The 20,091-nt window shown below is 43.8% G+C and carries 22 protein-coding genes; 10 read left to right on the forward strand and 12 right to left on the reverse strand.

The annotated features are described in order from the left end of the window. Positions 1 to 61: 61 nt before the first annotated feature. The 3 genes from yajC to nusB are packed head-to-tail and all read right to left on the reverse strand — an operon-like array spanning position 62 to position 1,828. Positions 62 to 349, reverse strand: coding sequence for a preprotein translocase subunit YajC (gene yajC / locus K7G75_RS13195; RefSeq protein ID WP_222984708.1), 288 nt, complete (start codon positions 347 to 349; stop codon positions 62 to 64). A 12-nt stretch (positions 350 to 361) separates the two neighbouring features. Next, entirely contained in the window at positions 362 to 841 is a 480-nt protein-coding gene (locus tag K7G75_RS13200; RefSeq protein WP_222984709.1) for a DUF1573 domain-containing protein, read from the reverse strand. A gap of 39 nt (positions 842 to 880) precedes the next feature. Beyond that, the gene (nusB, locus tag K7G75_RS13205; protein WP_222984710.1) at positions 881 to 1,828 is read right to left on the reverse strand and encodes a transcription antitermination factor NusB; all 948 of its coding nucleotides are present in this window, start codon (positions 1,826 to 1,828) and stop codon (positions 881 to 883) included. A 170-nt stretch (positions 1,829 to 1,998) separates the two neighbouring features. On the opposite strand from nusB, the gene K7G75_RS13210 reads away from it, so the two are divergent. From K7G75_RS13210 to K7G75_RS13220, 3 genes are all read left to right on the forward strand, one after another. Further along, positions 1,999 to 3,750, forward strand: coding sequence for an ABC transporter ATP-binding protein (locus K7G75_RS13210; RefSeq protein ID WP_222984711.1), 1,752 nt, complete (start codon positions 1,999 to 2,001; stop codon positions 3,748 to 3,750). An 80-nt stretch (positions 3,751 to 3,830) separates the two neighbouring features. Next, the gene (locus K7G75_RS13215; RefSeq protein ID WP_222984712.1) at positions 3,831 to 4,202 is read left to right on the forward strand and encodes a PUR family DNA/RNA-binding protein; all 372 of its coding nucleotides are present in this window, start codon (positions 3,831 to 3,833) and stop codon (positions 4,200 to 4,202) included. An 87-nt stretch (positions 4,203 to 4,289) separates the two neighbouring features. Then, the gene (locus K7G75_RS13220; RefSeq protein WP_222984713.1) at positions 4,290 to 6,818 is read left to right on the forward strand and encodes a M14 metallopeptidase family protein; all 2,529 of its coding nucleotides are present in this window, start codon (positions 4,290 to 4,292) and stop codon (positions 6,816 to 6,818) included. Here K7G75_RS13220 and K7G75_RS13225 read toward each other — a convergent pair. Continuing rightward, the gene (locus K7G75_RS13225; RefSeq protein ID WP_222984714.1) at positions 6,793 to 7,839 is read right to left on the reverse strand and encodes a lysophospholipid acyltransferase family protein; all 1,047 of its coding nucleotides are present in this window, start codon (positions 7,837 to 7,839) and stop codon (positions 6,793 to 6,795) included. The genes K7G75_RS13220 and K7G75_RS13225 overlap by 26 nt on opposite strands. Further along, complete coding sequence (locus K7G75_RS13230) at positions 7,836 to 8,753, reverse strand: bile acid:sodium symporter family protein (RefSeq protein ID WP_222984715.1); 918 nt, start codon at positions 8,751 to 8,753, stop codon at positions 7,836 to 7,838. Before K7G75_RS13230 ends, K7G75_RS13225 begins: the two co-directional genes overlap by 4 nt. Before the next feature lie 114 nt (positions 8,754 to 8,867). On the opposite strand from K7G75_RS13230, the gene K7G75_RS13235 reads away from it, so the two are divergent. The 3 genes from K7G75_RS13235 to K7G75_RS13245 are packed head-to-tail and all read left to right on the forward strand — an operon-like array spanning position 8,868 to position 10,284. After that, on the forward strand, positions 8,868 to 9,422 hold the full coding sequence (locus K7G75_RS13235) for a thioredoxin family protein (protein WP_222984716.1): 555 nt from the start codon (positions 8,868 to 8,870) through the stop codon (positions 9,420 to 9,422). Positions 9,423 to 9,437: 15 nt separating this feature from the next. Then, positions 9,438 to 9,767 (forward strand): cupin domain-containing protein, encoded by a 330-nt coding sequence (locus K7G75_RS13240; RefSeq protein ID WP_222984717.1) that lies wholly within the window; start codon positions 9,438 to 9,440, stop codon positions 9,765 to 9,767. Beyond that, on the forward strand, positions 9,757 to 10,284 hold the full coding sequence (locus tag K7G75_RS13245; RefSeq protein WP_222984718.1) for a GNAT family N-acetyltransferase: 528 nt from the start codon (positions 9,757 to 9,759) through the stop codon (positions 10,282 to 10,284). The genes K7G75_RS13240 and K7G75_RS13245 overlap by 11 nt, the downstream gene beginning before the upstream one ends. Here K7G75_RS13245 and K7G75_RS13250 read toward each other — a convergent pair whose 3' ends face one another. After that, the gene (locus tag K7G75_RS13250; RefSeq protein WP_222984719.1) at positions 10,285 to 10,827 is read right to left on the reverse strand and encodes a YfiT family bacillithiol transferase; all 543 of its coding nucleotides are present in this window, start codon (positions 10,825 to 10,827) and stop codon (positions 10,285 to 10,287) included. 160 nt (positions 10,828 to 10,987) lie between these two features. Here K7G75_RS13250 and K7G75_RS13255 point away from each other — a divergent pair, with 160 nt between their 5' ends. Continuing rightward, positions 10,988 to 11,626, forward strand: coding sequence for a peroxiredoxin (locus K7G75_RS13255; RefSeq protein ID WP_222984720.1), 639 nt, complete (start codon positions 10,988 to 10,990; stop codon positions 11,624 to 11,626). A gap of 491 nt (positions 11,627 to 12,117) precedes the next feature. Here the strand turns inward: K7G75_RS13255 and K7G75_RS13260 are convergent, their stop codons facing one another. Then, positions 12,118 to 13,050 (reverse strand): peptidylprolyl isomerase, encoded by a 933-nt coding sequence (locus tag K7G75_RS13260; protein ID WP_222984721.1) that lies wholly within the window; start codon positions 13,048 to 13,050, stop codon positions 12,118 to 12,120. Positions 13,051 to 13,303: 253 nt separating this feature from the next. On the opposite strand from K7G75_RS13260, the gene K7G75_RS13265 reads away from it, so the two are divergent. Beyond that, positions 13,304 to 13,690, forward strand: a complete 387-nt coding sequence (locus K7G75_RS13265; RefSeq protein ID WP_222984722.1) for an SRPBCC family protein — start codon at positions 13,304 to 13,306, stop codon at positions 13,688 to 13,690. Between the two features lie 16 nt (positions 13,691 to 13,706). Beyond that, a complete protein-coding gene (locus tag K7G75_RS13270; protein WP_222984723.1) occupies positions 13,707 to 13,922 on the forward strand; it encodes a hypothetical protein in 216 nt (71 codons plus the stop codon). A 17-nt stretch (positions 13,923 to 13,939) separates the two neighbouring features. Here K7G75_RS13270 and K7G75_RS13275 read toward each other — a convergent pair whose 3' ends face one another. Together K7G75_RS13275 and K7G75_RS13280 are read right to left on the reverse strand one after the other, a co-directional pair. Then, on the reverse strand, positions 13,940 to 15,340 hold the full coding sequence (locus K7G75_RS13275; protein WP_222984724.1) for a M20/M25/M40 family metallo-hydrolase: 1,401 nt from the start codon (positions 15,338 to 15,340) through the stop codon (positions 13,940 to 13,942). Next, positions 15,337 to 16,221: a PPK2 family polyphosphate kinase gene (locus tag K7G75_RS13280; protein ID WP_222984725.1), complete on the reverse strand. Its 885-nt coding sequence runs from the start codon at positions 16,219 to 16,221 to the stop codon at positions 15,337 to 15,339. Before K7G75_RS13280 ends, K7G75_RS13275 begins: the two co-directional genes overlap by 4 nt. Positions 16,222 to 16,400: 179 nt before the next feature. Between K7G75_RS13280 and K7G75_RS13285 the strand changes: the two genes are divergently transcribed. Next, entirely contained in the window at positions 16,401 to 17,117 is a 717-nt protein-coding gene (locus K7G75_RS13285; protein WP_222984726.1) for a hypothetical protein, read from the forward strand. A gap of 2 nt (positions 17,118 to 17,119) precedes the next feature. On the opposite strand, the gene K7G75_RS13290 is transcribed toward K7G75_RS13285, so the two are convergent. From K7G75_RS13290 to K7G75_RS13300, 3 genes are all read right to left on the reverse strand, one after another. Further along, complete coding sequence (locus K7G75_RS13290) at positions 17,120 to 18,283, reverse strand: sigma-54-dependent transcriptional regulator (protein ID WP_222984727.1); 1,164 nt, start codon at positions 18,281 to 18,283, stop codon at positions 17,120 to 17,122. Positions 18,284 to 18,294: 11 nt separating this feature from the next. Continuing rightward, complete coding sequence (locus K7G75_RS13295) at positions 18,295 to 19,119, reverse strand: DUF6268 family outer membrane beta-barrel protein (protein ID WP_222984728.1); 825 nt, start codon at positions 19,117 to 19,119, stop codon at positions 18,295 to 18,297. 68 nt (positions 19,120 to 19,187) lie between these two features. Beyond that, positions 19,188 to 20,087, reverse strand: a complete 900-nt coding sequence (locus K7G75_RS13300) for a mechanosensitive ion channel family protein (RefSeq protein WP_222984729.1) — start codon at positions 20,085 to 20,087, stop codon at positions 19,188 to 19,190. Positions 20,088 to 20,091 lie beyond the last annotated feature (4 nt).

Here is a 20,091-nt window from a genome sequence, read left to right on the forward strand (position 1 = left end):
TGGTTATAGATAAAAAAAAGCGCCGTTAAGGCGCTTTTTAATTTTATTAAAATTTTTAAATCTATTTCTTTGCGGGAGCATTTAATTTTTTGCTCATTTCCATGGAAATGGCGGAACGGTCAAACTTAAGGCGACCGGCCATGGTTTCGATGATACAGGAATAATCCTTGTCATTCAACTCCAAAATCTTACCGTGCAGCCCACTCTTGGTAATGATGCGGTCTCCCTTTTTTAACTCCGATGCAAATTTCTTCTCATCCTTCTGACGTTTGATTTGCGGGCGTATCATAAAAAAATACGCAACGGCAAAAATCAATATCAGCGGTAAAAAATCTCCTATATTTCCCATTTAAAAAATATCCTATTTTACCGGTCCAGCAGGTGTGGACGATGGTGCATTTACAAATGCTTTGATTCTCAAAAGCTCAGTGCCTTTTTCCGTGTTGGCAGTAACCGTTACTGTTTTAGTCACCTGATTTTGTCCAGAACCGTTGAATTTCACCAACAACTCACCAGATTCTCCCGGAGCTATCGGCGTGTTTCTTGGGTATTCGGGAACGGTACAACCACAGCTGCTCTTGGCATCTGTGATAATCAATGGGGCATTGCCCGTATTGGTAAACTTAAAGGTTGTTTCTTGTGGGGTTCCACTCTCGATAGTGCCAAAATCGTGTTCGGATTTCTCGAAAGTCATTACAGGTAATTGTTTCTGTGCTTCATCCCTGTCATTGGCAGTTGCCACGTTATCGGCCACCACTTTGTTGGATGCCTTGTCCTTACAGGAAACACCGATCACGGACACGGCCATGATCAAACTCAATACTGTTGTTATTCTCTTCATGGTATTAAATTATTTTTTTCAAAATTAATCAAATATTGTTTAATGCAGCCCCCGACCAATTTTTTGTAGTCTTCCATCTGCCTTGTACTCCTTTGCCAACTTGTCCAAGACCCCATTGATAAAGATGCTGCTCTTGGGTGTGGAATATTCCTTGGCTATTTCCAGATACTCGTTCAGCGTCACTTTCTCGGGTATGGTATGGAAGTTCAGCAGTTCACAAATGGCCATTTTTAGGATGATGGAGTCAATTTCGGCAATTCGGTCATTGTCCCAGTTGGGAGTCTTCCCCTCTATCTCCTCTTCCCATTTTGCATCGTTGAGCAAGGTTTTTACCAATAACTGATTGGCATAGACCATGTCTTGCTCGTCCTTGAGCAAGGGTGGCAAAAAGAAACTTTCCCTTGTTGACTCATTTGTTTTCCGCAGGCGCTTTACCAAATAGGTGTTGACTATGGGAAGGTCATCTACCCATGTGAGTTTGTCATCCTCAAAGTAATCATAGATTTTTTCATTGGGTGCAATGATGTTCTTAAAAAGTTGCAGCACCAATTCCCTGTCATCTTCATAATCGTCGTGCCCATTGGTCATATAGGCTTTATAAATATCGCTGGAAATGATTTCCTTGTACAGTATCTTCACATATTCGTCGTTCAGATACCAGTTGTTCAGCTTTCTTTTGGATAGCGCTTCCTGCAACAATCGGTTATTGGAAATTTGTTGCAGCAATCTGTTTTTGATGAATTTCTCTGGGTCCGGATAGTCGTCCTCCGCAGTGGCCAAATATTTTTTTGATGCATGGCTGGCATGTTTTTGCGCCATGCGGTGCAGTTCCACCAAAAGACTCAAAATAAGCAGGTAGAGCACGTACATGTTGTCTATGCTCATTTTGAGAAACTTCTCCTGTTTCTCCAAAGAGTCATCCTTGGATTGGACAAGGGCGTAGATGCATTGCATCACTTTTACTCTGATATGCCTTCGGGTCAGCATTTTTTAAAGAACTTTTAAAGTCGTTTTTGGCTTTTACAGGGCAAAAGTAATCTTATATTTCAATCTTGCTGCACCAAAACGGTTTTCTTATCAGTTTTATAACATTTACTTTGTGGGCAAAGGCATATATTTGCCGGATGGTCAAACTTTTTTAACCATTTTCTCCCTTCATGAAGGAACTAAAGCACCTTAACAAATACTTCAAAAAATACTGGTTTAAGCTGCTGCTTGGAATATTCATCACCATAATTGCCCGGGTTTTTTCGTTGGTAATGCCTTCCTACGTGAATAAATCCATACAGGCGATTGAAAATTTCTTCAGCGATAGCATCTCCATGCCCGAGGCCAAGGAGCTGTTGTTCCAATACATATTGATCATAATCGGGGCGGCCATATTGTCGGGGTTGTTCACATTTTTGATGCGACAGACCATTATCAATGTTTCCCGTTATATTGAATATGACCTGAAGAATGAGGTTTTTGATCATTATCAAGTCCTGAACCTGAATTTTTACAAGAAAAACCGCATCGGCGATTTGATGAACCGTATTAGTGAGGACATCAACCAGGTGCGTATGTACGGAGGACCGGCGATCATGTACGGCATACAGACCCTTACGCTTTTTGTTTGCCTGATTCCCCTCATGTTCATTAAAGCGCCAACCCTGGCCGCCTATACTTTGCTCCCACTGCCCATTTTATCAGTTCTGATATATCAAATCAGCAAAATCATCCATAAAAGGAGCACCAAGGTCCAGGAGTTTCTTTCCACGCTTTCCACCTTTACCCAGGAATCGTTTTCCGGTGTTGCGGTGATCAAGGCCTATGGCCTGGAGCCTAAAATTAATACCGAGATCCGCGATTTGGCGCAAAAAGGAAAGGACACGAGTATGGATCTGGCCAAGGTGAACGCCTGGTTTTTTCCATTGATGATCCTTCTTATCGGAATCAGCAACATTTTTGTCATCTACATTGGGGGCAAGCAATACATTAATGGTGAAATTGCTTCCATAGGAATTATTGCAGAATTTATCCTCTACGTAAATATGCTCACATGGCCGGTCGCTATCGTTGGTTGGCTCACCTCCATAGTCCAGACAGCGGAAGCCTCCCAAAAAAGGATCAATGAGTTTTTGAAGGTGGAGCCTTCCATAAAAAATGAAGTTGCCAAAAGCACGCCCATAAAAGGTGATATTGAGTTCAAAAATGTAACATTCACCTATGAGGATACCAATATCACGGCCTTGAACAATATTTCCTTTAAGATAAAGGCCGGGGAAACTGTGGCCTTTTTGGGCAAAACGGGCTCGGGCAAGTCAACCATATTGGATCTGGTGGCCCGTTTGTACGATACCACCTCTGGTGAGGTACTGATTGACGGAAAACCTATACGGGAGCTCAACCTAAACAGTCTGCGAAGTGCCATCGGTGCCGTACCCCAAGATGCCTTTCTCTTTTCTGATACCATTGAGAACAACATCCGGTTCGGGGATGAGGCGGCCACTTTGGAAGAAATCAAGGATGCGGCTAAAAAAGCGGTAGTCCACAAGAACATTGAGGGCTTTGCCAAAAAATACAACACCATTCTGGGGGAACGGGGCATTACGCTGAGTGGTGGACAAAAACAGCGGGTATCCATTGCGCGGGCACTGCTCAAAAATCCCAAGATATATCTTTTTGATGACTGTCTTTCCGCTGTTGACACAGAGACGGAGGAGGAAATCTTGAACAACCTTAAGCAACTTTCAGAGAACAAAACCACGTTGATAGTCAGCCACAGAGTATCTTCAGCAAAGAATGCCGACAAAATCATCGTGCTGGAAAACGGTGGGATCATACAAGAAGGTTCCCACGACGAATTGAACAGTGTGGATGGCTATTATAAAGAACTCTACCTCAGCCAACTCTCAGAGAAAGAATAGCAAAAAAGTTGCTGGATTAGCTTTTTTTTTACATTTTTGGTTGAATTATTCAACATTGCAACAAACATACACTACACCATATGAGCGAGAAAGATATCATGGATCAGGAAGAGATTTACTCCAAAGTGCTGCGTGCAGGGAGAAGAACCTACTTTTTTGATGTTAGGAGCACAAAGGCCGGAGATTACTATTTAACCATCACCGAAAGCAAGAAGTTTACCCACGATGATGGCTCCTTTCATTATAAAAAACACAAAATTTACCTTTATAAGGAAGATTTTGAGGCCTTTAGGGAGATTATGGAGGAGATGATGGACTACATCATCGATGAGAAAGGTTCCGAGGTTATTTCCGAGCGTCACCAAAAAAACTTCAAAAAAGAAGATGATGAGGCAGAGCAGAACGGTGAATCATCCGGTAACTTCACCGATGTGGATTTTGATGATATCTGATGAATAATTCATAAAAAAACCAAAAAACGGCCTGTATTGCACAGGCCGTTTTTTATTTTTAGCAAAGACTAATTCAAACGAACCTATATGAAACGATTGTACACGCTCTTCCTGGCTGTATGCTTCTGCCTGAATCTGACCTCACAAGAAATTTCCCTCGATTATTACATTCCCAAAAACGTGTCCTACAACCCAAATATCCCCAAACCTGCGGACATTATTGGCCATGAAGTGGGCGAATGGCATGTAACCCATGACAAGCTGGTTTTTTATATGCAGCAAATAGCCGCCTCCAGCGATAGAATCACCTTAGAAAACCGCGGCACTACCTATGAGGGAAGACCTTTGGTTTTGCTGACGGTGACCTCCCCTAAAAACCATCAAAATCTGGAAACCATCAGGGAACAACATATTGCAATGACAGAAGGCAACAATACCGTTGATGTGGCCGATATGCCCATCGTGGTCTACCAGGGGTTTTCCATTCACGGGAATGAGGCCAGTGGTTCCAATGCCAGTTTGGCCTATGTCTATTATTTGGCAGCCGCCCAAGGACCGGAAATTGAAACCATGTTGGACGATATGGTGATTCTTCTGGACCCAAGTTTCAATCCTGATGGTTTGCAGCGTTTTGCCTATTGGGCCAATGTCCACAAAAGCCAAAACCTAAATCCTGATCCAAATGAACGGGAATACCACGAGGTTTGGCCAGGTGGGCGCACCAATCATTATTGGTTCGATATGAACCGTGATTGGTTGCCCGTACAGTTACCAGAAAGCAAGGCCCGGATAGAGACCTTTCACAATTGGTTGCCCAATATATTGACAGACCACCATGAAATGGGGACCAACAGTACGTTCTTTTTTCAACCTGGAGAACCTTCAAGGGTGCATCCCCTCACTCCAAAAATCAATCAGGAGCTGACCAAAGAAATCGGCACCTATCATGCGAAAGCATTGGATGGGATAGGTTCCCTCTATTATTCCGAAGAGAATTATGATGACTATTATTATGGCAAGGGTTCGACCTTTCCCGATGTCAATGGAGGCATAGGCATTCTTTTTGAACAGGGCAGTTCCCGTGGACACGTGCAGAAAAGTGAGAACGGCTTGCTAACATTTCCGTTCACCATCAGAAACCAATTCACTACCGCACTTTCAACCATTGAAGCTGCTAAAAACATGCGTGTAAAACTACTCAATTACCAAAATCAGTTCTATACGGACATGCGGGCCGAAGGTTCCCGCAGCAAGGTAAGGGGCATTCTGTTCGGCGATAATAAAGATGCGGCCAAAACACGGCACTTGGCAGAGATTTTAAAAAGGCACAAGATTACCTTTCACGAACTGGCCCAAGATGTAACGCTCAATGGTAAAACCTACCAAAAAGGATATAGCTACGTGGTTCCTATGGACCAAAAGAACCCAAGGTTGGTGCAGGCCATGTTCGATATGCGTACCACCTTTGCCGACAGTCTTTTCTATGATGTTTCGGCATGGACCTTTCCCTTGGCATTTAATGTGGATTATACCTATTTGAATTCACTTTCCAATGCCGGGCCTGTGGTCACCGATTTAAAAATGCCCGATGGCGGAGTGGACAAAAGAAGCCAATACGCCTACCTTTTTCCATGGAATGAATACTACACGCCTAAGGCATTGAATAAAATTTTGAACAAAGGATTGCGGGCCAAGGTGGCTAAATCCCCTTTTCAGGTGGAAGCCAAAAGTTATGACTACGGCACCATCATGATTCCCGTGCACAATCAAAAACTAAGTCCTGAAGAGCTGTATGATTTCCTGAATGCCGCCGCACAGGAAAGTCATATCGAGATTACGGCAGTATCCACGGGGCTTGCACAGGGGATTGATTTGGGGAGTAACGATTTTGATCCAATCCAAAAACAAAAAGTGGCCATTCTGGTGGGTGACGGTGTGCGTTCCTATGATGCCGGTGAAATATGGCATCTGTTCGATATTCGTTACGATATGCAAATCACCAAAATCGACTCCCGTCACTTCAACGATGTTGATTTGGACAAATACACCGACCTGATACTGCCAAGCACGGGATGGGGCGGGGGTTCCGAGTTGAATGAAAAAAGTGCGGAAAAGATTATGGACTGGGTGAAAAGTGGTGGAACGGTCATTGGATATCGGGACATGGCCAATTGGTTCAAGCAAAACAAGCTGATGGAACTGGAAATACGAAAGGATACCTTGGTGGCCAAAAGCATCCCGTTTGACAAAAAAGATGATTTTACAGGAGCACAGGTTACCGGCGGAGCAATTTTTGAAGCCCAATTGGACCGCTCCCACCCCATAAATTATGGCTATAAAAATGATAGACTGGCTTTGTTCCGAAACAACAACATCTACTTGGAACCTGAAAAGAACAGCTATGACAATCCCATCCAATACACGGACAAACCCTTACTGAGCGGTTATGTTTCCGAGGAAAATGCCGAACTCATAAAAAACAGTGTGCCCTTCAAGGTAAAAAAAGTAGGGAAAGGCAGGGTTATCCTGTTTACGGACAATACCAACTTTAGGGCCTTTTGGTACGGTACCAACAAATTGTTGATGAACGCTATTTTCTTTGGGAAGATGATGTGATTCCCATTTTTACCAGCACCATATTGACAACGGCATGGCCCAAAACAAAAAGGCATGCCGTTTTTGCTTGGTCCAAATTCCAAAGCACCAAAAAGCCGAGCAAATAAAATAGGGGATATATAAGGAGTGCAAATCCAATTCGGAAAGTGGCCATAAATTCCTCCTCCGGGACCCTGGGCTTAAGAAACATACGCCAAAGCATGACCATGGGAAGGTTCCATAAAACAAAAACACGTCTTAAAAGCCAATTGGTAGGTTGTGTTTTTAAATTCCCCGATTGAAGATATGCGTTGTCATTAACCATGGTATTTACCTTTGCTGGATCAAGATAAATATTGCCGTTCTCCCCTATCCTCTCAGTCACATCATCGTACAAATCTTCCGGAATATGGGTGGTCAACCCTGTAAGGCTATCGAATACTGCCTGTCGTAACTCCGAAACAAAATTATCCGCTCCCAAATGCTGTTGTACTGAAATCGGCTTCCCAAAATGAAGGGTGGCCGAATCACCGGCTTGGGTAGGATGGGCATAGTTCTGGCCAATGGCCACCAATTGCAGGTCCAAATTGGGATATTTTTCCAAAGCTGCCAGCACAACCCTGGTAAATCCTTTGCTCAGGGGCCTCACCCTGCGTCTTAAACTATGGTTTGCCTCTGGGAACAACACAATGGCTTCTCCATTGGCAAGAAGACTGGCGCATAGCTCAAAAATTGGTCCGTTTTTGGTCAGATTGGCCCTACCATCCCGTAGCCTATAAATGGGCAACATTTGCAAAAAGGAAAAACCTGACTGCAATATTGGGTTAGCAAAAATATCGGAACGGGCCAAAAACCATGGCTTTCTTCTACACCGAGTGGCAATCAAAAGCACATCAAGCAATGCGTTTTGATGATTGGATAGAAAAAGAACCGGCTTATTTGTGGGAACGTGCGCTGCACCAACTACCTTGATGCGTTTGTAGTAACAAAAAAGTCCCGCAGACGCCCATAATTTTATCAAATAATATCCCAGTTGCTTCACACCAGCTCTTCTTTTTCAACCGGCCGGAAACCCCAAATACTGCCGAGAACCAGTCCGGAAACCAAATGCCAGATTCCCCAAAAAGCAGTAAGCAGGGCCATGCCACCCAAACCATCAAAAAAAGTAAAAATCAACAACAAGCCCAATCCTGAGTTTTGGATACCAGTCTCAATAGTGATACAGCGAACGTTTTCCCGTGAGAGACCAACCGCCTTGGCAATCGAGAACCCGGTGAGCAGCGCCACCAGATTGTGCACCATTACCAGCCAAAAAACGTAGAGCACATATTCCATAAAAATATCTTTGTTCTTATATAGCGCCAAACATACCAGCATCACAAAAAACAATAAGGAACCCACTTTAAATCCTTTGGCCAGTTTTTGAGCTATTTTGGGTCGATAATGGTTCACCAACATTCCCAAAACCAACGGAACACCAAGTAGAAGTGCCACAAGCTTTATCATTTCCGCAGGAGAAATGGAAACCTGTCTCAAAATGGATGCCGTTGGACCATATAGCCCTCCCCATAAATTCAGGTTGAATGGTGTCATAAAAATCGCCATCAAGGTGGCAATCGCAGTGAGGGTCACGGACAGCGCTGCATTCCCCTTGGACAAATGTGTAAAGAAATTGGAGACATTGCCCCCAGGGCAAGCGGCAACCATGAACATGCCCAAAGCCATGCTGGGAATGGGTTCAAAAAACCATACCAAGCCAAATGTAAGCGCGGGTAATGCCAAAAACTGACATAGTACACCGGTAAGTACCGGTTTTGGAGTCTTCAAGAGGCGTTTGAAGTCATCCCATGAAATTTCGAGGGCAATACCAAACATGACCAGTGCCAAGGCCAGATTTAGGGTCCAAAGGGACTTTTCATCAAAATTGATGTGAACGCTGTCTATAATTTGCTCCAAGAATAGAAAATTTGGTTTACAAGATACAGGATTCCTGCAATTCTGAGCTTTAGCCTTGTTTTAAGGATCAAACTCCCGTAATTTCATAATTTTAGTATTCCAAAAAAGGACAATATGGCACGTACACCGAGTAACATGCTCCCTTTGGGCACCAAGGCCCCCGATTTTGAATTGTTGGATACCGTATCTGATACTCTTTGCTCTTTGGATACCCTTAAAGGTAACAAGGGCACCGTGGTCATGTTCATCTGCAACCATTGCCCCTTTGTTATCCACGTGAATCCGGAGATTTCCAAACTGGGGCGTGAATATCAGAAGAAGGGTATTGGCTTTGTGGCCATTTCAAGCAACGATGTGGTCAACTATCCACAGGATGCCCCCCATTTGATGAAGGTAAGGGCCCAGGAAGAAGGGTATACCTTTCCCTATTTATATGATGAAACCCAGGAAGTTGCGAGGGCCTATGATGCAGCCTGTACTCCCGATTTTTATCTTTTTGATGCACATTTGGAACTGGTGTACCGTGGACAACTTGATGATTCCAGGCCGGGAAATGGCATCCCGCTATCTGGAAGCGATCTGCGAAACGCAATGGATGCACTCTTGGAGGGAAATAAAATAGACCAAAACCAGAAACCCAGCATTGGTTGTAACATTAAATGGGCCTAAACTGAAGCAATATAAATGAAAATAAATCCGCACACAGCACTCAAACGATTATCCGAAGTCGATTCTCCTTTTTTGACCTTGTTCACACACGGAACGTTGTCCGTAGAAATATACAAACCGGAAAAGGTGGACCTGCAGCAACCCCACACCCGTGATGAAGTCTATGTGGTGGTCTCCGGGAATGGACGGTTCATGATGGACGGAAAACATATCGATTTTGGGCCAGGCGATTTTTTGTTTGTTCCAGCCGGCATGGAACATCGGTTTGAGGACTTTTCGGATGATTTTGCCACCTGGGTGCTCTTTTATGGTCCGGAAAGAGGTGAAAATTCCCATGAAAAATAAGGTTGTTCTAGAGCTGGTTCAAAAAGATACTGTTGGTACTTACATTGAGGTAGGCCAGCAATCCTATTGTGAACACTACTTGCATCTCTGGGAAAATGAGGATTCTAGCCCCTACCTCCAGAGCAGTTTCATACATGATGTAGTGCACAAGGAACTGGAAGATTCCAATGTGATCCTGTTTTTGGTAAAAACTGAAAATATTCCAGTGGGCATTGTCAAACTCATCTTGGACCAAGAACTGGATGAAATCTCTGCTAAAGACGCCCTCTTGGCCCAAAAAATCTATTTGCTCAAATCATTTTCGGGACTTGGTATCGGAAAAAAGGTGCTTCAGCTAATTGAGGGCTTTGCGAAGAACCTCCAAAAAAAGGTGGTATGGCTGGATACCATGCAAAAAGGAAAGCCCATCCATTTTTATCTAAAAAATGGATATAAAATCAAAAAAGAAAGTGAACTGAAGCTGCCAGGTGCCAAAGCTGCGGAAAGGCCGATGTGGATCCTCACCAAGCAACTTTGACTACCAACCCTCCCTCTCAACAAGCTTTTGGATATGGGCCAAATGGTGAGAGCCATGCCATGCATACCGCCCCACATTTTCTGCAAGGGTGGTAACCGTGTTTCCCTCAGGATGGGTGAACACCCGCTGTAGGTCGTCGTTTGAAAGTCCTTTTAAAAGATAAACCAGCTTGGCATGCACCGCCTTGAGATGATCCAAAGAAATTTGTATGGGCGCCGATTTGGCATCGAACAGGTTGGACCACTCCTTTTCGCGATATGGCTTGATCACCGGATTGTCCTCCGTCAAAGCCCACTTAAACCGAATATAACTGTGATGGTGGCTGTCAGCAATATGATGTATCAATTGGCGTACGGTCCAACCACCAGGTCTATACGGGGTTTCCAATTGTTTGGCAGATAGCGGGGTCACCAACATCTCCAGTTTGGCCGGTAAATGCTCCAAAATCGATATCCAATCCTTAATGTGACCATCGGTAATCGTTCTGGGTATTTGATAATGACCAATGGGGTAACGCAGTTGTTTGAGTACTTCTTTTTCCATGTTTAAAAGTAACAAACTTTGCGGTTGCTAAGGGTAACGGCATGACCAAAATCATTTGGAAGAACAAAACTTTAATAGACATTTAACGCTTGTAAACCTAAACTTGATTATTATCTACTAATTTTGTAGGGTATTCATGTTAATTCAATAAAAAAGCACTATGGCAACCATTAGATTGGGCGATGTCGCCCCTGACTTTACTGCAGAGACCTCACAGGGCTCCCTAAACTTCTACGATTATCTTGGAGATGGCTGGGGCATTCTGTTTTCGCATCCCGCGGATTTTACTCCTGTTTGCACCACAGAGCTTGGAACAGCAGCCAAGTTCAAGGCTGAATTTGATAAGAGAAATGTAAAAATGATGGCTCTTAGTGTTGATGGTGCGGCCTCGCACCACGAGTGGATAAAGGACATCAACGAAACACAGAACACCGTTGTGAACTTTCCCATCATAGCCGATGAGGACCGAAAGGTGTCGGATCTGTATGATATGATACATCCTAATGCCGATGATACCCTTACGGTAAGATCGGTTTTCATCATAGGACCGGATAAAAGGGTGAAGCTGATTTTGACCTATCCCGCATCAACAGGACGAAATTTCTATGAACTTTTGCGGGTAATCGACTCGCTTCAACTTACGGCACACCATAAGGTGGCCACACCGGCCAACTGGAAGAATGGGGAAAAAGTGGTGGTAAGCCCTTCCATTCCTACTGACGAAGCCAAGGAAATATTCACCAAGGGCGTTGAGGAAATCAAACCCTATCTGCGCATGACCCCTGACCCTACGACCTAGTCAAAACATACCAAAAACAGAATCCATTGACCCGAACCGCCGTTCGGGTTTTTTATTTTTTACGGTTGGACGCAACCCTAGAATTTTTTTTAATCTATTCTTGTGAACACTGTTCCCCGACAACCATTAAATGAACAAAGTATGAATACTTTCTTTGGAGTACTCCTACTACTCTTGCTTGTTAACCTACTGCTACTTTTGTTGAGCGTCAACAACTCTAAAAAATGATTTCAGGTCGGTTAATGCATTCCATATTCCCGGTTCTTTAAAGATTGATGGGCAATATAGTAGGGTATTTTTGCGTTCGGTTGTTATTCAATTGTATAAAGACGCCAGATAGCTCAATTCAATAACCAATGAATACTTTTTTTACGATTTTGTCTTTATTGCTTGTTTTGAACCTGTGCTTGCTTTTGGTAAGTGTGAATAGGTCAAAATAAAAGCTCCCAAACCAAGTTTGGAAGCTTTATGTTTTTTGTTGGACAGTAGTTTTACCCCACCTTCATTAGTTCCACATCAAAAATCAATGTAGCATTGGGAGGTATAACACCCCCAGCGCCTGCACTGCCATAAGCCAAGTGCGAAGGAATCACAAAGCGTGCCTTGTCGCCTACTTTGAGCAATCCAATACCTTCGTCCCAACCAGGGATCACTTGCCCAATACCCAAGGTAAAGTCTATGGGTTGGTTTCTCTTATAGGATGAATCAAAAACCTGTCCGTTGGACAAACAACCTTCATAATGTACGGAAACGGTTTTTCCCTTTTCTGCTTTTTTGCCATTTCCTTCCTGAATAAGTTTGTAGCGAAGTCCACTTTGCGTCTTGTCAAACCCAGCGGCAAGTTCTTCCAACTCAGCCTCTGCCTGCGCCTTGGCTTCGGCAATCCGTTTTTCCCTGGCGCCCTCAAAGGTCCTGAAAGCTTCGATTGCATTCCAATTTTGGGCTTCATCCCCTACCCTAACTATTTCCAGTGTCTTAATCGTATCTCCCTGAGCAATGATGTCCACGACCTCCTGTCCTTGTTCCACATATCCAAAAACGGTATGTTTGTTATCCAACCAAGGAGTTGGTCCATGTGTAATGAAAAACTGGCTCCCGTTGGTTCCGGGTCCCGCATTCGCCATGGACAAAACGCCGGGGGCATCGTGCACTAAATCAGGATGGAACTCATCATCAAACTTATAGCCGGGGTCGCCGGTTCCAGTTCCCAAAGGACATCCGCCCTGTATCATAAAGTCGGCAATTACCCTATGGAACTTCAATCCGTCGTAATAGGGTTTGCCCTGTGGTTTTGCAGAATTTTCCATATCCCCTTCGGCCAAGGCCACAAAATTGCCCACCGTTCCGGGAGTTTTGTCATGGGTCAATTTTACAAGTATTTCTCCTTTTGTTGTATTGAACTTTGCGTAGATTCCGTTCTCCATGCTATTTTTTTATGATTATTTTGATAGTTTGCTGTTAAAGTCCGCAAAGGTAAAGGTTTTAAAGGGCATTATCGAATGGCTTGGAGAATTTCAATAGATCAAAAGGAAGACATGAGGCCATGAATCCTGCGGATCAGGAGGCGGTTTTCGCAAAAATTCACTACTTTCTTGATGATAAATGCCCCACTCCAATGAAGTCACATTTTTTTAGAAAGCAATGAATACGGTAAAATGGAAAATACATCTCAAGTCCATGCCAGAAAAGGTATTTGCCTATCTTGAAACCCAAGAGGGACGTGAGAAATTTTGGGCTGAAAAGGCTCCAGAACATGAAGGAGCCATACATTTCCATTTTTCAAATGGACACGTATATGTGGGCAAAATAATTCATATGGAAAAAGACAAGGAGTTCCATCTTGATTATTTCAATTCCAAGGTTAAGTTCACTTTGAAGGCAACAAAGGACAATGGTACCGATTTGACTCTGGTAAACGAAGGTATCCCGGACGATGAGTATTTGGAGGTGTATGCCGGTTGGGTGTCGGTGCTATTGACATTAAAAGCGGCAATAGACCATGACTGTGACCTAAGAAACCATGACAGGGCAAGGACATGGAATCAAAAATTTGTTGACAATTGATGTTTTTAATAAAAAAATGACAGAATTAGGAAATACAGAGGAATTTGACCAAATTTTTGCGACAGGTTCCAACGCACATAATATGGGGCTTAAGCTTAGAAAGCTGATTACCCAGAGTTTTGACCGTATTGAAGAAAACATTATCCACAGAAGACATAACTTGGCTATTGGGCATGGTTCAGGAAAAAGCTCCCTTTTAGTACAGATTGAATTACGCATGCCAACCATATAGATTGGGCCATATACCAATTACCCCTTTATCACGGATTGTGGAACGGTACCATATTTGTCTATCAAATACACCAAGCTGGCCATAGTTGCCGCCCCCAATTCCAGTTCCCGCTTGTTCACATGCTCAAAAGTGTCATTTTCGGCATGGTGATGATCAAAATAGCGTTGGGAATCGGGCCGCAATCCAGCAAGTACCAATCCTTCATTTTTTAATGGTCCAATATCGGCTCCGCTGTAACCTTCCACAAACATGTGGATCAAATAAGGTTCAAATAGCGGTTTCCAACTCTGTATTTGTTTCAGGTTTTCTTCCGAACAGTCAAAAGAGAATCCCCTTGGGGTAAACCCGCCCGAATCACTTTCCAATGCAAAAACATGATGCTCGTTTTTACTTCGGGCCACCTCGGCATATTTGTTTCCTCCCCTGAGTCCATTCTCCTCGTTCATGAAGAGTACCACACGTAGTGTGCGCTTGGGCCGATAGCCTGTTTCCTTGAACAATCTGAGTACTTCCATGCTCTGAACGCACCCGGCACCATCATCATGTGAGCCATCACCAAGATCCCAAGAATCGAGATGTCCCCCAACGACCATAATCTCCTCGGGATGTGTGGAGCCCCGTATCTCGCCTATCACATTGTATGATTCCACATCGGGAAGTTGCTTACAACTCTGCTTAAAATAGAAGCTTATATTAGGATTAAGTTTTAAAGTGGTACTCAACAACTCGGCCCCTTTGGTACTGATTGCAGCCGCTGGGATGCGATTTTCCACCGGAATTTCCCCATAACTCATGGAGCCTGTATGCGGATAATCGTCCAAACGCAGGTTCATGGAGCGCACAATGACTCCCAATGCTCCATATTTTCCCGCTTCCTCGGCACCGGAATACCGTTGGTCCACGCAGCCGGAATACGCAGCAAATGTGCTGATTTGGGTGGGATCCATCGGACGGTTATAGAAAACTATCTTACCCTCAATTTTCTCCCTGCCCAGTTTTTCAAGGTCGGCAATACCCTGTACTTCAACGATATTGGCCTTTATTCCTTTTTCTGGTGTCGCCACGGAGCCCCCCAATGCGCAGATGGGAACATTGGTCGTGAGTCCAGGTTTGGTTTCGATATAGGCAAATTCAGGGGTGCCCCTTACCCATTTGGGCACCATAACGGGCTGAAGCCACACGCGGTCCAACCCCAGGGAATCCAGCTGCTGTCTGGTATAGTCGACCGCCTGCTGGGCCTGTACGGAACCTGAAAGCCTACCACCGATTTGATTGGACAAATGATTGAGCCAATCATAGGCTTTGCCCTTGGTCAGTGCGGCATCATAGATTGCCCTTATTTGTTTTTCATCCTCAGACTGTCCATAGAAAACACTCCCAGATAGTAGTAATAGAACCACAAGTACAATACCTCTCATTCGGCTGATTTTTCCAATTGTTGTTTAAACATTTCCAAGTTAGCCTTTATTTCATCATCCAATTCGGGTTCCTTGATATCTTCATATTTTTTTAACGCTTTCAGGAGAATAGAGGCCACTATGACCCTAGCGGCCTTTTTGTTATCAGCTGGTATCACAAACCATGGCGCATGATCTTTGGAGGTCTTTCTAAGGGCTTCCTCGTAACAGGCTTGGTACTTGTCCCACAACTTCCTTTCTTTCAGGTCATCTGGGGAAAACTTCCAGTTTTTGCGTTTCAGCCTAATTCGCCGTAAAAGTCGCTGTCGCTGTTCCTCTTTGGAAAGATGGAGGTAGAATTTGAAAATAAGAGTGCCGTTTTCGGCTATATGTTTTTCAAAATTGTTGATTTGCTTGAAGCGTTCTTCCCAAAAACTGTGGTCAATATCCGAAACGGATTCAATTCCGGGTATGTTCTCGCCCAGAATGTATTCGGGATGCACTCGGGTGACCAGCACGTTTTCATAATGGGTTCTGTTGAAAACAGAAAATTTACCCCTTTCGGGCAGGACGATATAGTGCCGCCACAAATAATCGTGCTTGAGTTCCCTTGGTGTCGGTACCTTAAAACTATGCACCACAACACCCCGGGCATTGAAATCCTTGAACACTTCCCTGATCAAACTGTCCTTGCCCGCGGTGTCCATTCCCTGCAAACAAACCAAGACCCCATATTTTCCATGTGCATAAAGGGTATCCTGAAAATCTCCCAGTTCTTTCCTGATTTTCTCCAGGTCTTTCTTGAGCTCATCATTCGATTTTCCCAAGTCTTCCAAAGTCCTTTCTTGTGAAAGTTTTATCCCTTCATGGACCTTGTACGTGTCGATTTCAAATTTTTCCATGGGATTGAAGATAGCTTTTTTTGTCCATTCCTTCAATCATCCGAAAAAAAGTGCATTCTATGGATTACTTGTGCCGTTGATGGGATTAGATGGTGCTTTTGTCGATTTTTTTATTTTGTAAGATGATTCTTAAACTAATTTAGATGTAATCATGAACGCGAAGTCCCAAATCGAGCGTAATGAAAACAAGAAAAATTATCCTACTTATCATCTTCCTTATTGGCGTTATAAGCCTATGGCTTATGTCTTCCTTCAGCAATAAGAACGCTTGTGAATATGCCATTTCCAATATTGAGTATATTAAGGAACAGATAGAGACGGCCATTTTATCGGATGGTTTTGAGAGGTCAAAATACTTTGCCTACAAGGCCTTGGCGAGTATTGAAAAAACAAAATCAAATTTTGACGAATGTGGGTGCGATGGCACTATTGAAAGTTTGAAAAATGCAGCTTTTGATTTGAAATTGGCCACAAAGGCCCCAACATCGGAAGTTTCGAAAAAGTCATTGCACGCAGCTCTAGACAATACACTTATAGGCATCAAAATTCTTCAGGTCTTTGAAAAGGATTACGCGAGTATACAGGGTAGCGATATCTTGGTCATGAACACGCAGGAAGCCCTTGAAAAACAAACCGACATATTTTTGCCACAGCATGGTGATCTAAAGGAGAAGGTTCACAATTGCCTGTTGGGCTTTGAATCTTCGCTGGAAAAGGTTGTCACGGATGTGGATTGCAAGGAAGCCCTGCAGTTTATTACCAAAATTCATGTGGAGGCCAGTGAGACGCTATTGAATACGGAATTGTCCGAGGCCAAAAAACAGTATCACAACCGTGTTAGGACAATTACCAAGGAGGCCCTTTCCGAATTGGGTGATTGTAGTGATAGTGAATAAGTTTACTTGCTGGCAAAGAGTTTCACGTCTTCTTCAGATACTTCCTTTCCTCCCAGAATGATAAGGCGCTCCACCACGTTGCGCAGTTCCCTTACATTGCCCGTCCAGTCATAGCCCTGCAATAACTTGATGGCCTGTTTGGAGAATGTTTTTGGTGCAGTTCCTTGTTCGAAGGCAATTTTTTCCGCAAAATGATTGATCAACAAAGGTATATCGTCCCTTCTGTCATTAAGGGAGGGTACCTGAATCAGAATCACGGCCAAGCGATGGTACAGATCTTCCCTGAACCGGCCTTCCTCAATTTCCTTTTTCAAATCCTTGTTCGTAGCGGCCAAAACCCGAACGTCGACCTTGATATCCTTATCGGTCCCAACCCTCGAAATTTTGTTTTCCTGAAGGGCACGGAGTACCTTGGCCTGGGCAGAAAGACTCATATCCCCGATCTCATCCAAAAAAATAGTCCCTTTATTGGCTGCCTCAAACTTGCCTGCACGGTCCTTTACTGCTGAGGTAAATGCCCCTTTCACATGTCCAAAGAGTTCGCTCTCTATCAACTCGGAGGGAATTGCTGCACAGTTCACCTCAATGAAAGGTGCAGAGGAACGTGGACTTTTTTGATGCAACCAGTGGGCCACCAGTTCTTTTCCAGTCCCATTGGGTCCGGTAATCAACACACGGGCGTCCGTGGGCGCCACCTTTTCAATCATATCCTTTATGGTTCCTATCTCCGAACTTTCCCCGATCATCTCGTAGTTTTTGGAAACCTTCTTTTTAAGGATCTTGTTTTCAACCACCAACTCCTTGCGGTCCAATGCGTTCCGGACCGTGGTCAACAATCGGTTAAGATCTGGTGGTTTTGAAATATAGTCAAAGGCACCCAATCGCATGGTGTTCACCGCAGTATCCAGGTCGCCATGGCCAGAAATCATGATGAATGGGACCTCTGGTTTAATCTTTTTGGTTGCCTCCAATACTTCCACACCATCCATTTTTGGCATTTTTATGTCGCACAGTACAAGATCATAATCTTCTTTTTTTATGGCTTCAACGCCTTTCAGGCCATCTTCCGCTTCCTGAACCTCATAATGGTCGTTCTCTTCGGTCAATATTTTCACCAATACCCTTCTAATCGCCGATTCGTCCTCTATCACCAAAATTTTTGACATACTGTGTTATTTTAAAATATTCCTATTTTGAAACCAGTCCGAATATAAAGATTTGCCTCATCATTCAACAAAAAAACATTCTTGCGGTTATCGTCCCTCAATATCCCCTGCTGCTCTATGGACCTTCCTGCCATGGCAAAAAAGGACATCCTTTTGGATATATTGTATTGATATCCAACGGTGGCAAGCAATGCCGAGAGCGATATTTTTGATGCCAATTGTCCATCGGGCAAAACAATGTTTTCCTGGATATTTATGAAGTATCCATCCAAGAATAATGCCATTTCCAATGTATGCCTCTTGCCCAGATGATGCTGGAAGCTGGTTTTGGGAATACCCAAGTTGTAGGACCACTTTGGGTGGAACTTTCTATAATAACTTATTATCGGTAAAGGTACCGGAAGACCCGTGGTGCTATTAAAGGACAACCCGAGCACAATCCTGAACGGTTTGTCGGCCGTGGGGCTTTCCTTCCAAAAGGAAGCCGTGGCATTTATGAAAAAATCATCCGTCAGCGTGCCGCTGGTGAAATTGGAGGCCAGTCTGGGCGTTACGATTGCGACCAAATTCCAATTTTCGTTCCATTTGGTAATGAAGCCCAGGTTAAGGTCCGCCACATGAAACCGGATGAGCTCACTTTTGTCAAACGCAAAATCGCGGGAATAGCCGATATCAAATCTATTGTATTCCATCCCTGCGACCAAGTAATCCTTTCTCTCGTTCAGCCTGATAGGCAGATTGAAGAGCATCTTGTAACGCTGGGTCTTTATCCCCGTATCGTTTTCTGGAATATTTAAATATTCCAACCTGAATATATCCGTACTCTGGGCCCCCATGCTGCAATGGAACAGGAACGTTAGGAGGACAATGAGTCCACACAGGGGCTTAAGGAAGGTTGAGGTTTTTATTTTTCCTGATGTTTTTGGTTCTGAAAGATATGGACATCGCGTTGTGGGAAGGGTATGGTAACCTTGTTTTCCCTAAATCTGGCGTCAATTTTATAGCGCATTTCGCTTTTGATCTTTGGGTCCCCAAAACTATCATTGGTATAGAAGTTCAAGGAAAACAATAGGGCAGAGTCCCCAAAATCATCAAAAAGCACAAAGGGTTTTGGTGTTTTTAATACCTGCCTTTGTTCCGCGGCCACCTCTTCCAAGATTTGGGTCACCAAGGCAACATCACTTCCATAAGCAACACCTACCGTAACACTCTCCCTGGTGGTCTTGTGGTTTTGGGTATAATTATACATGATGTCGCTTATGAACTTGTGGTTGGGAATGATTATTATCTTATCATCCCTGGTTATGGCCCTGGTGGTGCGCAACTTGATCTCAAAAATCTTGCCCACTTTGCCATCCACATCAACCACATCCCCTACTTGCAGGGATTTATCGATAATAATAAAAATTCCTCCCAAAACATCCTTGAAGAGTTCTTGTAGAGCCAGTCCCAACCCCACGAAAAAGACCGCCGATGCCGTAATCACCAGCGTAATATCAATTCCGGCAGCGCTAAAGGTTACCAGCACTACCACTAAATAGATCACGTAGTTGATGAACTTGAACACACTGGAGAACTTCTGCTTGTCCTCACGTTCCATTTTTCGTGTGAGCAAATGCCGCAGCCACTGAAGCAAAAATTTCGTGACCACAACCGAAACCACCAATAGCAGCAACAGTCCAATGGTCAAATGAATGGATTTCTCACCCTCTCCAAGATGAAAACCCGTGTTCAGGAATTCCTTTATGGATCCCCAAATGTCCTCTTTGATGATTTCCTTTATTTCACCTCCCTCTTTTTGCATATAA

Origin of the sequence: Flagellimonas meishanensis, assembly GCF_019880545.1 — a bacterium.
Taxonomy (GTDB): Bacteria; Bacteroidota; Bacteroidia; order Flavobacteriales; family Flavobacteriaceae; genus Flagellimonas; species Flagellimonas meishanensis.

What these genes read in the sequence shown, in the direction of transcription:
- K7G75_RS13210 (WP_222984711.1), top strand. Translation starts at nt 1,999, where the DNA reads ATGAAGGAACTAAAGCACCTTAACAAATACTTCAAAAAATACTGGTTT.
- K7G75_RS13240 (WP_222984717.1), top strand. Translation starts at nt 9,438, where the DNA reads ATGAAAATAAATCCGCACACAGCACTCAAACGATTATCCGAAGTCGAT.
- K7G75_RS13290 (WP_222984727.1), bottom strand. Translation starts at nt 18,283, where the DNA reads ATGTCAAAAATTTTGGTGATAGAGGACGAATCGGCGATTAGAAGGGTA.
- K7G75_RS13220 (WP_222984713.1), top strand. Translation starts at nt 4,290, where the DNA reads ATGAAACGATTGTACACGCTCTTCCTGGCTGTATGCTTCTGCCTGAAT.
- K7G75_RS13270 (WP_222984723.1), top strand. Translation starts at nt 13,707, where the DNA reads ATGACAGAATTAGGAAATACAGAGGAATTTGACCAAATTTTTGCGACA.
- K7G75_RS13295 (WP_222984728.1), bottom strand. Translation starts at nt 19,119, where the DNA reads ATGGGGGCCCAGAGTACGGATATATTCAGGTTGGAATATTTAAATATT.
- K7G75_RS13235 (WP_222984716.1), top strand. Translation starts at nt 8,868, where the DNA reads ATGGCACGTACACCGAGTAACATGCTCCCTTTGGGCACCAAGGCCCCC.
- K7G75_RS13255 (WP_222984720.1), top strand. Translation starts at nt 10,988, where the DNA reads ATGGCAACCATTAGATTGGGCGATGTCGCCCCTGACTTTACTGCAGAG.
- yajC (WP_222984708.1), bottom strand. Translation starts at nt 349, where the DNA reads ATGGGAAATATAGGAGATTTTTTACCGCTGATATTGATTTTTGCCGTT.
- K7G75_RS13215 (WP_222984712.1), top strand. Translation starts at nt 3,831, where the DNA reads ATGAGCGAGAAAGATATCATGGATCAGGAAGAGATTTACTCCAAAGTG.
- K7G75_RS13285 (WP_222984726.1), top strand. Translation starts at nt 16,401, where the DNA reads ATGAAAACAAGAAAAATTATCCTACTTATCATCTTCCTTATTGGCGTT.
- K7G75_RS13280 (WP_222984725.1), bottom strand. Translation starts at nt 16,221, where the DNA reads ATGGAAAAATTTGAAATCGACACGTACAAGGTCCATGAAGGGATAAAA.
- nusB (WP_222984710.1), bottom strand. Translation starts at nt 1,828, where the DNA reads ATGCTGACCCGAAGGCATATCAGAGTAAAAGTGATGCAATGCATCTAC.
- K7G75_RS13200 (WP_222984709.1), bottom strand. Translation starts at nt 841, where the DNA reads ATGAAGAGAATAACAACAGTATTGAGTTTGATCATGGCCGTGTCCGTG.
- K7G75_RS13300 (WP_222984729.1), bottom strand. Translation starts at nt 20,087, where the DNA reads ATGCAAAAAGAGGGAGGTGAAATAAAGGAAATCATCAAAGAGGACATT.
- K7G75_RS13260 (WP_222984721.1), bottom strand. Translation starts at nt 13,050, where the DNA reads ATGGAGAACGGAATCTACGCAAAGTTCAATACAACAAAAGGAGAAATA.
- K7G75_RS13265 (WP_222984722.1), top strand. Translation starts at nt 13,304, where the DNA reads ATGCCAGAAAAGGTATTTGCCTATCTTGAAACCCAAGAGGGACGTGAG.
- K7G75_RS13245 (WP_222984718.1), top strand. Translation starts at nt 9,757, where the DNA reads ATGAAAAATAAGGTTGTTCTAGAGCTGGTTCAAAAAGATACTGTTGGT.
- K7G75_RS13250 (WP_222984719.1), bottom strand. Translation starts at nt 10,827, where the DNA reads ATGGAAAAAGAAGTACTCAAACAACTGCGTTACCCCATTGGTCATTAT.
- K7G75_RS13275 (WP_222984724.1), bottom strand. Translation starts at nt 15,340, where the DNA reads ATGAGAGGTATTGTACTTGTGGTTCTATTACTACTATCTGGGAGTGTT.